The sequence below is a fragment of the Flavobacterium ginsenosidimutans genome, from assembly GCF_037478105.1.
Classification (GTDB): domain Bacteria; phylum Bacteroidota; class Bacteroidia; order Flavobacteriales; family Flavobacteriaceae; genus Flavobacterium; species Flavobacterium ginsenosidimutans.
Genome location: NZ_CP147988.1, coordinates 4154847 through 4167204, shown reverse-complemented (window position 1 = coordinate 4167204; position 12358 = coordinate 4154847). Strand labels below are relative to the sequence as shown.

The window sequence follows — 12358 nt, the reverse complement described above, 5'->3', positions numbered from 1 at the left end:
AAAGGGTTTTAGATCCTTTTGCTGTTAACTGTAAATACCATTAAAACTAAAACTATGATGACCTTAATTGCCATATTCTTTCCCTCGCTGTCTTTTCTTCTCAGAGGAAAGCTTCTGACCGCGCTGCTGTGCCTTATTCTTCAGATTACGCTGATCGGTTGGATTCCCGCAGCCATATGGGCTGTGGTGTCGCTCCAGAATTCAAGAGCGGACAGAAGAAACGCTAAGCTTATTAAAGCAGTTAGAACTAGATAAGCTGATTATACCAATGGAGCCTCTGGAAGCGTGGGATGTTTTCAGGGGCTTTTCGCGTGCGGCTGCTCTGTATGCCTGAATGAATTTGCGACAAGATGCTATCTGATAGTTTCTAGCCGTTAGATTATATAATAGATAGACCTAATTTTTGCGGCAAAAAAGGTATTGGCCCTGCCTTCCATTGGGCTTCAGACTGCAAAAAGGATCAGGTGAAACAAGCTGGAGATTGGATGGCGCCTGTACCGGAGCAAATGCATTTGGGCTTATAGATAAAGCCGTGCAAAAAATAAAATTTAACACAAAAAAAGCTATATTCGTGCTCTCAAGTTATTAGAAGATCTGATTCAATTAACCTTAAAAATTATGATGAAAAAATTACTGTTTTTTATTCTGCTTCCTTTATTGGGTATGGGGCAGGTGCAAATTGGAGATGATATTTATGGAGAACCCACTGCACGCCATAGCGGTAGCAGCGTTTCGCTTTCCAGCAATGGCAAGACCCTTGCCATTGGATCTCCCGGCACTGACAATAGGGGGAATGAAACAGGATCTGTCAATGTATATAAATACGATTCGGGCAGCTGGGGAAGGATAGGATACGAAATTCATGGAGTGGCGGCTGGCGATTATAGCGGTAGCAGCGTCGCCCTTTCCGGTAATGGCTATACTCTTGCTGTTGGATCTCCAGGGAATGATTTGGGGGGAGCTGATGCGGGATTGGTCAGGCTGTATTATTATGTTTCCGGTTGGTGGCAGCAGATAGGGTCGGATTTTTATGGAGAATCGGCTGGGGATAATAGCGGCAGCAGCATTTCCCTTTCCAGCAATGGCAATATCATTGCCATTGGATCTCCAGGAAATGATGGAAATGGAACTGACGCGGGATTTGTCAGGGTATATGAGAGCGTTGCCGGAGTCTGGACACAGGTGGGAGCCGATATAGATGGAGAAGCGGCTGGAGATGCCAGCGGCTCTAGTGTTTCCCTTTCTAGCGATGGCAGTATTTTGACTATCGGATCTCCCGGAAATGATGGAAATGGAACTGATTCGGGATCAGTTCGGGTGTATAAAAATGTTGCGGGAACCTGGACCAAGATTGGAGTTGATATAGATGGAGAAGCAGGAGGAGATAATAGCGGCACTAGCGTTTCCCTTTCCGGCGATGGCAATACGGTGGCTATTGGAGCCTCAGGAAATGATGGGAATGGAGCTGATGCAGGATCAGTTCGGGTGTATCAGAATGCATCCGGCACCTGGACAAAAATAGGAGGCGATATCGATGGCGAATCGGCTGGAGACAGCAGCGGCAAAAGCATTTCCCTTTCTGGCGATGGTGCCATCCTAACAATTGGATCGCCTTTAAATAAGGGAAATGGAGCTGATGCGGGATCAGTTCGGGTGTATCAGAATATATCGGGCACTTGGACAAAAATGGGGGCAGATATGGATGGAGTTGCGGCCGGAGATAATTTGGGCGCTAGCGTTTTCCTTTCGGGAGATGGCGCGACCCTTGCAGCCGGAGCTCCATATAATGATGGAAACGGACCTGGTGCGGGGGCAGTTTCGCTGTACCAGAATGTATCGGGCATCTGGACAAAAATGGGAAATGATATAAAAGGAGACCCATCTGAAGGCATGGTCGGCGTCAGCGCTTCCATTTCTGATGATGGCACCATCATTGCCGTAGGAGATTGGCTAAATGAGGCAAACGCAGGCGGATACCACACAGGATCGGCTAGGGTCTATAAAAATCTATCCGGCATCTGGACGCAGATAGGAGATGATATAGACGGGGAAAAAATAGGCGACTATTTGGGCTACAGCCTTTCCCTTTCGGGCAATGGCGCCATTCTGGCTGTTGGAGCTTATGCAAATGACGCCAGCGGGGACCAGGCTGGATCAGTTCGCGTCTATCAGAATGCATCTGGCACCTGGACACAGATAGGGGACGATATTGATGGGGAAGCGGCTGGAGATAATTTTGGCATTTGTGTTTCCCTTTCCGGTGATGGCACTGTCGTGGCTATCGCAGCTCCATATAATGATGCAAAGGGAGATGCTACAGGATCGGTTCGTGTGTATAAAAATGTGTCTGGCACTTGGACAAAAATAGGAGGGGATATAGATGGAGAAGCAGCCGGGGATTATAGCGGCAATAGCATTTCCCTTTCCAGTGATGGAAATACTTTAGCTATTGGAGCCTATCTAAACAGCGGCAGCGGAACTTATGCGGGATCAGTGCGTGTCTATCAGAATGTATCTGGTGTCTGGACGCAGATAGGTGCCGATATAGATGGGAAATCAGTTAGAGATAGAAGCGGTACTAGTGTATCCCTCTCTGGTGATGGAACAATTCTTGCCATTGGAGCTCCCGGAAATCTTGGAGACGGATCATATAACGGATATGTCCGAGTGTATAAAAACGTTTCGGGAACCTGGACACAGATAGGGGCAGATATAATTGGAGAAGCATTTTCTGATGAGAGCGGCTATAGCGTTTCCCTTTCCAGTGACGGCAGTATTTTGGCAATTGGAGCCCATTACAATGATGGAAAAGGAGACCGTTCCGGATCGGTTCGTGTGTATAAAAATGTATCTGGCGCCTGGATAAAAATAGGATCCGATATAGATGGGGAAGCGCCTGGAGATGAAAGCGGCCATATTGTCTCTCTGTCTGGAGATGGCAGTGCGCTGGCCATTGGAGCCCCTTATAATGGCACGAATGGCCATGTCCGCGTCTATGGCCTATCGCCTGTTTTGAGTTCAGACAGTTTTGTTCTGGGCAGTTTTTCAGTTTATCCGAATCCAGCATCAGAGGCTGTAACCATTAGTTTGGAAGATGGTTTGGCATTGGAGAAAGTATATGTCTACAATGCTTTAGGGCAATTGGTGAAAACAGAAAAGAAGGCTGTTATCGCTGTCAATTCTTTAGCAAAAGGAATATATTTTTTTCAGGTGATCACCAGTCAGGGAAAAGCCACCAAAAAGGTCATTATAAACTAGCCGCATTTAAAAGCCAGTACTAAGAATAATGCACGGGGCTTTCGCATTTGGAATAGCTTTGCTTTCTTTTTTTAAATTCACCGAAAAGAGGCAGTGCCGCAGATAGGCGCTTTTATGGAATAGCGTCGGAACGGACTGAAAAAGAATATGAAAATTAATTATCCAATAGTAAAAGAGACGGCCTACTGGCCGTCTCTTTCGTTTTTGGTCTTTATAAGCTTTAAAAAGGCTTTTGCCGGTTCTGCCGCATCTATTTAATAGATATTGAAGGAATTTCAAAATCAGACGATAGCCAAAATTATTGTGGATCTGCATTGTCATGCAGGAGGAGATGTTTCTTCCTTAATTTTTTGCGTTAAAAAGGTATCCACTTCAAGCTGAAATTTCTTTAAAATTTGCCTCAGCTTTTTGTGGCGGAAAAATGTATCAAGTCCATTTGCCGTATGTAAAAAATAATGATTGAAATCATTATTTTTTACATACATACATATAGATGACTATAATTTACTGCTGTTATATATTTTCTATTGCACCTTAAAAAAAGACCTTTGAAGTTAAATATTATAACTATTAAGAATATTTTACTCCTTTACGATCTTGGAACTATGCCAGTAAATCAATCAAATTTGCAATCGTTATAAAAGACGCTTCTATTTAAGATGTTGATAGGCTTTTTGGGGGAAGCTTATGATTCCTTTTGCTCCATCCTTGCGAGATTGAATTGAATCAATATCAATAATCTAAAAGCCGCTGTTTTGGTAAAAACTGACGGTCTGAGTAGATATAGAAATTCAATTGCTGGCTTACTGGCCAGTGATTGAAACTATAGATAATTTACGGATGCCGTCGGGTCTCTGAGAAAGCATGTTTTTGCCTCTTGCCCTCTCTTGGCAAGTGGGATATTTATAACTTTTAAAGGCATAAATATAAATAAATTTTTAGTGTGCAATTATAAATTTACTTTAATCATGGAGATAAATCCTATAAATAAAATATCTTTTTTTATGACTGTAAGCTCAAATTCACCTCCTGTTTTTTTGTCAAAGTATAATTTACTCTCCTAATTTCAGCGAAAATGCAATCAATAGCTTAAGATTATTTTAGAGTAGCAGCCAGCAAATTTATTTACCCACTTAGTACTTATTTAAATTATACGATATGAAAAAAAAATACTCATTAAATTTTATGCTTTTAATTTCTTTTGTGCTATCAGGCTTTCTACATGCCCATTCTGTTTTGGGCAGGCCTGTATTTCAAAGCAGCAGCCACTCTATATTATATTGCAAGAGTATTCCCGCAGTTGAAAGGCACCGAGTATGGCTTAATCTGACTAATAATGAAGGGCTTTTTAAGCAGCTTTTGATTGGCTACATGCAGGGAGCAACCAATGGTTATGATTACAATTACGATGCCGTTTCCATGGATGCAAATAAATATGCGGATTTTTACAGCATTAACGAAGGAAAGAAGCTGGTGATTCAAGGACGGGGCCTGCCGTTTCTTCTTAGCGATACGGTTCCTCTTGGCTACAGGTCTGAAATTGTCGGAGATTTAAGCATTTCAATTGATCATGCAGATGGCGATTTAGCTGATCAGGATATTTATCTGGAGGATAAAATGACCGGTACTATACATAATTTGAAAAAAAGTGTTTATACATTTTCAACAGAAAAAGGAACTTTTGCAGATCGTTTTATAATTCGCTATGCTGCCCAGGTAAATTTAGGAAATGCCCAATTTGAGGATAATCCCGAAAATCTAATAGTTGTTTCAAAAAATAAAGTGATCACATTAAAATCTTACGGGAACGCCGTGGAGCAGGTTTCAATTTATGATGCGGCAGGGAGGCTCATTTACAATATTCCGCAGATAAAAACATTTGATTTAGAGATTGATGGCATCCGATCCGGCCCTCAGGTATTGCTGATTAGGGTATTTTTTGAAGATGGGAGCAGGACATCAAAAAAAATATTATTTTAATTTCACATCATAATTATATCTTTCCAGCGGCAGTTTTTTTTTAAATTCTGCCGCTTTTTTTAAATAGGGCATTAAAATATCATAAAAATGCCAATAGGCGATAAGATCGGAAGTGTCTACGAATTGAAAAATTGCACCCAGAAAGCCATTTTTAAATGGGATTTCATTATTTGCAATAGAAAAGCAATTGAAATTAATTTTTCTTCAGCATGTAAAGAATGCATCTGTTTTCCAATAATAGATTAATGCATACTTTGATCTTTTTTATTTTTATCAGTCAGCAATTGGCTATATTGGGATTTTAAAAATCAAATGGATCAAAAAATATTGCTATTTTTTATTTCCAAATATACTTTTTAGTATATTTGCACCCTAATTGATTAGTAATGCTTAGTAAGGCTGAAAGAACAAAACAATTTATACTCGAAACTGCGGTGCCCCTTTATAATGAAAAAGGCATTTCGGGAGTCAATATTGATGATATCCTGGAAGCCACCAAACTTACAAAGGGCTGCCTTTACGGCCATTTTGAAAATAAAGAAGATCTGTCAGAGCAGGTTATTGATTTGTCGCTGAAAATGATTTCAGACAGAATCAGAGCGGCAGTTTATCAGGCAAAAACAGTTAAAGGCAAAGTGTCTGCATTTCTGGATTTTTATAAGGACCCAATTGAAACCTATATTTCCGGTGGCTGCCCGATACTTAATACTGCCGTAGAAGCAGATGATAATTATCCGCTTATAAAAGAGAAAGTTGCTAAAGTATTTAGAACCGGTCAGCAGGAATTAGCAGGTTTGCTTCAGCAGGGAATTGATTTAGGGGAGTTTTCCGCTAAACTTGATCCCGCTGTCTTTGCGTTTAAATTAGTCGCATCGGTTGAAGGCGGCATCGTAATGTGCAGGGTTATGGGGACAGCAAAACCAATGCAGGGACTTGTCAAAAGCCTAAAGTCTGAATTGGAGCAATATGCAATATAATTTTTTTTTGATTCAAAATATACTAAAAAGTATATTTTAAAATATACTAAAAAGTCTAAAAAAAAGGAATTTGTTAGCTTGATAGCTAAAGAATAAAAAATAATTTAAATAGAAATACTAATGAAAACAGCAGGGAATACAATATTCATAAGCGGCGGAAGTGCTGGAATAGGATTGGCAATTGCTAAAAAATTAAGCAGGTCAGGCAATAGGATAATAATTAATGGGCGCAGTGAAGAACGTCTGCAGAGCGCTTTAAAACAATTGGATAATGCAGCAGCGATACAAGGCGATTTATCTGAAGAAGCCGATAGAATTCGAATTGCAAAACAATTAAAAGAAGATTACCCGGAAGTAAATTTAATCATTAACAATGCCGGGGCAGCGTTTAGTTATCTTTTGAATGAAACTTTAAATGCCCACCAAAAAGCCGCTATAGAAATGAATACCAACTATTTGAGCGTAATTCATTTTACGGAGCTTTTACTGCCCCACTTATTGCAGAAAGCAGAATCTGCTGTAGTTAATATTTCCTCTATTGCAGTGTTTGGAAGCCATAAATTGCTTCCAACTTATGGAGCAACCAAAGCAGCACTGCATAGCTATACTGCTGCACTTCGATCTACTTATGAAGAAGAGAAAAATATTCAAATCTATGAAGTCTATCCGCCATTGGTAAATACTGAATTTTCAGCTGAGATAGGAGGGGTAAACGGCATTTCGCCGGATGAAGTTGCAGATGAATTGTTTTTGGCTCTTGGTAAAAATCAGTTTGATGTTCCGGTTGGTGATTCTAAACAATTCTTTAAATAAATCATTATGGACATAAAGGGCAGAACAATATTGATCACAGGAGGGGCTTCCGGTATTGGGTTTGAAGCGGCTAAGCAGTTTTTGGCAATCGGAGCTAAAGTAATCATTACGGGAAGAAATCAGGCCAAATTAGATGCCGCTAAAAAGGCATATCCTGCGATCACAGCAATTCAAAGCGATGCGGCAGATAAAGAAGATGCAAAATTTCTTTTCAGCAGAGTAAGAGAATTGGGCGGCATTGATATTTTGTATAATAATGCCGCGGTACTGGTGCCACCGTCAAATTTAGGCATTGCAGATGACAGGCATGCCGAAGGCGCGGCCTACGAAATGGAAGTGAATTATCTGGGGGTGATAAGGCTCAATAACCTGTTTATGGACATGCTGCAATCAAGAAAAGAAGCGGCGATAATAAATACGACATCAATATTGAGCCAGGCTCCGTCATTGATTGAAGCCACCTATTCTTCGTCTAAAACGGCACTGGCTTTTTATACGGTCTCGCTTCGAGAGCATTTGAAGATAATTGGAAGCAATGTAAAAGTATTTGAACTGATCCCGCCGCTTGTTGCTACAGAAATGACTGCAGACCGGAAAGATAAAAAAATATCTGCCGAAGAAATGGTAAAAGGGCTTATCGACGGGCTTCAAAAGGAAAATTACACAATCCGTGTAGGGGATGCGAAACTGTTTAGCCTAATTAACAGATTTTTTCCAAAAACAGCCTATAGATTGATTAATCCGAAGAAAAGCTATCAACTTTTAAAAAATTAATATGAAAGCATTTGTAATAAATAAATATGGTAAAGGAGCGCTCGAGTTTGCAGATGTTGCAGCTCCTGATGTGGGCAGCAACGATGTTTTGATTGAAGTTTATGCCGCAGGCTTAAATTTACTGGATTCAAAAATAAAAACAGGAGAATTTAAATTGATGCTTCCCTATAGGCTGCCTTTGATTCTGGGGCATGATGTGGCGGGTATTGTTATCAAAGCAGGCAAAAATGTCAGAAAATTTAAAGTTGGCGACCAGGTGTATTCCCGCCCTGCGGATTACCACATAGGAACCTTTGCCGAGTATATTGCCGTCAATGAAAAAGATGTGGCATTTAAGCCCAAAAATATTTCTATGAACCAGGCGGCTTCTATTCCATTGGCGGCACTAACGGCATGGCAGGCATTGGTGGAGCGTGCCGATTTGAAAAAGGGGCAGAAAGTATTTATTCAGGCAGGCTCAGGAGGTGTTGGAACCATAGCGATACAGCTGGCAAAGCACTTAGGTGCAGTGGTTGCCACTACAGCAAGTGCAAAAAGTTTTGAACTGCTTAAAAATCTTGGAGCAGATGTGCTGATCGATTACAAAACCAATGATTTTGAGCATATACTTAAAGATTATGATGCTGTGTTAAACAGCCAGGATCAAAAAACACTTGAAAAATCATTAAACGTTTTGAAGCCCCAAGGAAAGGCTATCTCTATTTCAGGACCGCCGACACCTGAATTTGCCAGAGAAATGGGACTGCCCTGGTATTTCAAAATCATTATGTCGCTGCTTAGTTTTGGCATAAGGAGAAAAGCCCAAAAAAAGCACGTTGATTTTAGCTTTCTATTTATGAGGGCTGAAGGAAACCAGCTGCAGGAAATTGCGGCTCTTATTGAAGCTGGGATTATCAGACCCACAGTAGATAGAGTGTTTGCTTTTGAGCAGACTAATGAGGCCCTGCAGTATGTAGAAAGCGGCCGCGCGAAAGGCAAGGTTGTAATAGAATTAAAGAGTGAGAAATAGTACAGGCCGGGAGTAAAATCTCATTGATTGATGCAGGTTTTGCTCTCAGCCAATAATAAATTTTTTAATCGCCGCCAATGCAGAAAACTAGCGACAGCCTCAATAATGCCAGTGAGTATCATCTGAATCAATATCAGCAGAATGCGCCAAGATTTTCTGTGTGCGAGATTGATGCTTACTTAAAAAAATATGATAAAAAAAGGAGGAAAGCCCATGCCGAGAACCACTATCAGATCATTTGGTTTAAAAAGGGGAACGGCAGCTATTTTGTTAATTTTAAAGCCTGGGATATTGACCGGAACACTCTTTTTTTTCTATCTAAAAATGATAATCATTATTTTGACAGAAATACCAATTACAGCGGAGTTTTAATTCAGTTTAATGAAGAGTTTCTGATTCAGGACAATAAGGATATTTCCTTTTTTTCAAAACACGGCCTGCTGGATAGCCAAAAACACACATCTTGTTCGCTTACCCAAGATGACGCCTTTATTTTGGATGAATATTTAAAGCTGATCAAAAATGAATTGGCAGATAAAAATGAAAACAGCCATGAGGAGCTTTTAAGGTCCTATCTCAAAGCATTTATCATTCAGGTTCATCACAGATGGGAAAAAGCAGGCACATCTGATGGGCGACAGATTTCGCCTGAGAATAGAAAGCAGCTGCAATTGAGAAAATTTGTTGATCTAGTGGAGGAAAATTATAAAAATGAACTTAAAGTCTCCGAGTATGCGGCGCTTATGCAGATGTCATCCAGGACATTGTCGGGCCTTACCAGCCAATTATTAGATAAAAGCCCTTCTGAGATTATCTGCGAAAGGATCCTAGCAGAAGCAAAAAGAATGCTCCTTGAGACTAGCTACAGTATCAGTAAGATTGGCCATTGTCTGGGCTTCGATGATGATTCCTATTTTGTAAAATATTTTAAAAAATATACCGGTGTCCCGCCTTCGGATTTTAGGAGGTCCAGCCTAAAGAAATAGCCAGGCAGGTAAGCCCTTAATAGTAATGGCTGCTAATCTTCCTTAGCGTATCATCGATTTGCCTAGTTCAGGAACAGAAAATAATTGCGTAATGTTTTTCATATCCAGCCAACCTGTTTTCGCCAGCGGTTAAACTCCAGGTCATGCGGGTGCAGGTCCATTTTGTGAACTGAAGCCACAAATTCTGCTATAGATTCTTCGTCATGCGGAGCCAGCTGGAGCTCTCTTCGCAGGCGGATCATTTCTGCCTTATCTTCTACGGGATACATGCCTCGGCGGTCAAACTGGGTGCCAAACTTCTGCGGCCTTCCTTCAAAATAGCATATCCTATCATGCAGGTAGGCAAGGTTTTGCGGACTCACTTCATTGGCCGCTTCGGATATGAGCGCATAGCATCTTTTCATAAAAAGCGGCAGGCTGATTGCGTGCTGGACAATGAGCCAGGCCGCCTGGCTGGCTTCTTCACCGACACTTGATTTTGTAGGGTATCCGAGAGAATCAATAATTTCCTCAAGCCGCTGCGCATTTTTTTTATGCACACGCTCCATATCGGGATTATAGCCTGGTGACAGCTTTCCTTCTTTTAGCAGCGCTTCGCGCACCTCCAGGTCATGGTGTGCCATTTCTATTAATTCTCTGGCAATATTTTTGGTGTTCTCCATTAAAATGTCAAATGTTAGTTTCTACAATGCATTATAATGCAACGGAAATTCCCTTACCTTCCGACTTGGGTCCTGTCTTGCATATTAAGAGCCAGCGCAGCAATATCCCTGACAGTCTGTGTAGGAGAATTACAGTCGCAATTGCTTAATCCTATAACATAAATATCGTGCTCGGGAATATAGACCGCCATTGTTTTGAAGCCGAAAATACTGCCTCCGTGTTCCCTAGATGCTATTCCGTCTACATCTTTTATGTGCCAGCCGTAGCCATATGCAAATTCATCGCCATTGTTTAATCTATGCCTGCTAAAAGCCTTGCTGGTCTGGTTCGCTCCAAGCAGCAGGTTCTGATTTAAGGCATTCTGCCATTTGAGCATATCCCCTGCGGTAGACATCAGCGAACCCGATATGAAATAGCTTATTCTTTGCAATTGCATTTCCAGCTAATTTTGACAAACATTCCAGCACAATTTTGATGGCTTTTATCAATGGAAAAAAATCAGTAAAGATTTTTTCAGCCAAGAGGGGCAAAGCGTGGAGTTTTATGCGGCATCCACTTTATTTAAATTCAAAAGCTTTCATAGCGGTCTTTAATCAAAATAGATGTAAAGAATTGCTATTGGCTCTTTCATCTATACAGATAAAATTGCCTATATTATTTTATATAGCCTAACAAAGCAAAAATAAGTGATGGCGCAGCTCCATTATTAGGATTAAAATTTTGTTATGTTAAACCTAAAAGAAATCTATGAACAGCGAATTGAAAACCATACGTGAACTGATATTGCATTATATAGACATTAATGACTCTGAATGGGAGCAGTGTAAGTCTATGTTTAAGCTTAAGCGCATTAGGAAAAAAGAGATAATTCTGTCTAAAGGAGAAATCAGCCGTGAAATATATTTTGTGGCAAAAGGGATATTGAGGATATATTTTGTTGATGAAAATGATGATGAAAAAACATTCCATTTTTCACTGGAAAATACTTTTGCCACCGATTATGAGAGTTTTTTAAAACAGACTTCTGCAGACTTTTACATTCAGGCACTTGAAAATACGACCGTTATCGTAATTACTTTTGAGATGCTGCAATTTCTTTATAAGAATCTTCTTTATGGAGAAAAGTTAGGGAGGCTTATTGCAGAGGACTATTTTTTTCTGATGAATTATAAAATCAAAGGATTTTATACGCAGACCCCCATACAGCGCTATAACAGCATGAATATTATGTTTCCCAAAATACTCATCCGTGTGCCTCAGCATTATATTGCCTCTTACCTTAACATAAGCTCTGTTCATTTAAGCCGCCTTAAACAGGGTGCTGAGCAGGAATGAGCCAAAATGTAAACAAATGTTATTGCTGTTGTTTTTTTTAGAATTTAATTTTACACGATCGCAAAACTAATAGAGATGCAGCATTTTGCCATTATGGATATTGATAAGCTGTATCTTTGAATATTGTCGAGAAGAATTAAAAGGATATGGTACTATGGAAATGTCAATAGGGGCTAAGATTAAAAGCATCAGGGAATTAAAAAATTACACTCAGGAATATACGGCGTATCGGCTGGGAATTACACAGGCAGGCTACAGCAAGATTGAAAAAGGAAAAACAGGCCTGAGTCTGGAGAAGCTTGAGCAGCTTGCCGTTATTTTCGATCTCTCTGTAGAAAATATAATCAATTTTGAGATTCAGAAATATTTTAGCGAAGAAAGGCATATCAAAAAGAACGGCACTTTAAATGGCCAAAATAACTTTCATTTAATTGCAAAGCTATATGAAGATAAGATTCTGCTTTTAGAAAAGCTGCTTGGCAAGACAGATCTCGAGCTTAAATATTACAAAGAAAAATGCAGCTCCCTATAGTCTGCAATCTTAAGGGCAAGCATGATATTAG

12 protein-coding genes are annotated in these 12358 nt (G+C 40.2%); 10 read left to right on the top strand and 2 right to left on the bottom strand.

All coding sequences use genetic code 11. The annotated features are described in order from the left end of the window. Positions 1–54 precede the first annotated feature (54 nt). From V6624_RS18215 to V6624_RS18180, 8 genes are all read left to right on the top strand, one after another. The gene (locus tag V6624_RS18215; RefSeq protein ID WP_338839642.1) at positions 55–255 is read left to right on the top strand and encodes a YqaE/Pmp3 family membrane protein; all 201 of its coding nucleotides are present in this window, start codon (positions 55–57) and stop codon (positions 253–255) included. Between the two features lie 363 nt (positions 256–618). Then, on the top strand, positions 619–3258 hold the full coding sequence (locus tag V6624_RS18210) for a T9SS type A sorting domain-containing protein (RefSeq protein WP_338839641.1): 2640 nt from the start codon (positions 619–621) through the stop codon (positions 3256–3258). A gap of 1158 nt (positions 3259–4416) precedes the next feature. After that, positions 4417–5238, top strand: a complete 822-nt coding sequence (locus tag V6624_RS18205; protein WP_338839640.1) for a T9SS sorting signal type C domain-containing protein — start codon at positions 4417–4419, stop codon at positions 5236–5238. 386 nt (positions 5239–5624) lie between these two features. Then, entirely contained in the window at positions 5625–6215 is a 591-nt protein-coding gene (locus tag V6624_RS18200) for a TetR/AcrR family transcriptional regulator (RefSeq protein ID WP_263522518.1), read from the top strand. A 120-nt stretch (positions 6216–6335) separates the two neighbouring features. Then, positions 6336–7028 (top strand): SDR family oxidoreductase, encoded by a 693-nt coding sequence (locus V6624_RS18195; RefSeq protein ID WP_338839639.1) that lies wholly within the window; start codon positions 6336–6338, stop codon positions 7026–7028. A 6-nt stretch (positions 7029–7034) separates the two neighbouring features. Next, entirely contained in the window at positions 7035–7802 is a 768-nt protein-coding gene (locus V6624_RS18190) for an SDR family oxidoreductase (RefSeq protein ID WP_338839638.1), read from the top strand. 1 nt (position 7803) lies between these two features. Next, positions 7804–8811 (top strand): NADP-dependent oxidoreductase, encoded by a 1008-nt coding sequence (locus tag V6624_RS18185; RefSeq protein WP_338839637.1) that lies wholly within the window; start codon positions 7804–7806, stop codon positions 8809–8811. Between the two features lie 77 nt (positions 8812–8888). Then, on the top strand, positions 8889–9797 hold the full coding sequence (locus V6624_RS18180; RefSeq protein WP_338839636.1) for an AraC family transcriptional regulator: 909 nt from the start codon (positions 8889–8891) through the stop codon (positions 9795–9797). A 98-nt stretch (positions 9798–9895) separates the two neighbouring features. Here V6624_RS18180 and V6624_RS18175 read toward each other — a convergent pair whose 3' ends face one another. Beyond that, complete coding sequence (locus tag V6624_RS18175; protein ID WP_338839635.1) at positions 9896–10459, bottom strand: DUF6624 domain-containing protein; 564 nt, start codon at positions 10457–10459, stop codon at positions 9896–9898. A 53-nt stretch (positions 10460–10512) separates the two neighbouring features. Further along, complete coding sequence (locus V6624_RS18170) at positions 10513–10896, bottom strand: serine hydrolase domain-containing protein (RefSeq protein ID WP_338839634.1); 384 nt, start codon at positions 10894–10896, stop codon at positions 10513–10515. 311 nt (positions 10897–11207) lie between these two features. On the opposite strand from V6624_RS18170, the gene V6624_RS18165 reads away from it, so the two are divergent. Next, positions 11208–11795, top strand: coding sequence for a Crp/Fnr family transcriptional regulator (locus V6624_RS18165; RefSeq protein ID WP_338839633.1), 588 nt, complete (start codon positions 11208–11210; stop codon positions 11793–11795). 154 nt (positions 11796–11949) lie between these two features. Continuing rightward, a complete protein-coding gene (locus tag V6624_RS18160; protein WP_338839632.1) occupies positions 11950–12327 on the top strand; it encodes a helix-turn-helix domain-containing protein in 378 nt (125 codons plus the stop codon). Positions 12328–12358 lie beyond the last annotated feature (31 nt).

What these genes read in the sequence shown, in the direction of transcription:
- V6624_RS18215 (WP_338839642.1), top strand. Translation starts at nt 55, where the DNA reads ATGATGACCTTAATTGCCATATTCTTTCCCTCGCTGTCTTTTCTTCTC.
- V6624_RS18210 (WP_338839641.1), top strand. Translation starts at nt 619, where the DNA reads ATGATGAAAAAATTACTGTTTTTTATTCTGCTTCCTTTATTGGGTATG.
- V6624_RS18205 (WP_338839640.1), top strand. Translation starts at nt 4,417, where the DNA reads ATGAAAAAAAAATACTCATTAAATTTTATGCTTTTAATTTCTTTTGTG.
- V6624_RS18200 (WP_263522518.1), top strand. Translation starts at nt 5,625, where the DNA reads ATGCTTAGTAAGGCTGAAAGAACAAAACAATTTATACTCGAAACTGCG.
- V6624_RS18195 (WP_338839639.1), top strand. Translation starts at nt 6,336, where the DNA reads ATGAAAACAGCAGGGAATACAATATTCATAAGCGGCGGAAGTGCTGGA.
- V6624_RS18190 (WP_338839638.1), top strand. Translation starts at nt 7,035, where the DNA reads ATGGACATAAAGGGCAGAACAATATTGATCACAGGAGGGGCTTCCGGT.
- V6624_RS18185 (WP_338839637.1), top strand. Translation starts at nt 7,804, where the DNA reads ATGAAAGCATTTGTAATAAATAAATATGGTAAAGGAGCGCTCGAGTTT.
- V6624_RS18180 (WP_338839636.1), top strand. Translation starts at nt 8,889, where the DNA reads ATGCAGAAAACTAGCGACAGCCTCAATAATGCCAGTGAGTATCATCTG.
- V6624_RS18175 (WP_338839635.1), bottom strand. Translation starts at nt 10,459, where the DNA reads ATGGAGAACACCAAAAATATTGCCAGAGAATTAATAGAAATGGCACAC.
- V6624_RS18170 (WP_338839634.1), bottom strand. Translation starts at nt 10,896, where the DNA reads ATGCAATTGCAAAGAATAAGCTATTTCATATCGGGTTCGCTGATGTCT.
- V6624_RS18165 (WP_338839633.1), top strand. Translation starts at nt 11,208, where the DNA reads ATGAACAGCGAATTGAAAACCATACGTGAACTGATATTGCATTATATA.
- V6624_RS18160 (WP_338839632.1), top strand. Translation starts at nt 11,950, where the DNA reads ATGGAAATGTCAATAGGGGCTAAGATTAAAAGCATCAGGGAATTAAAA.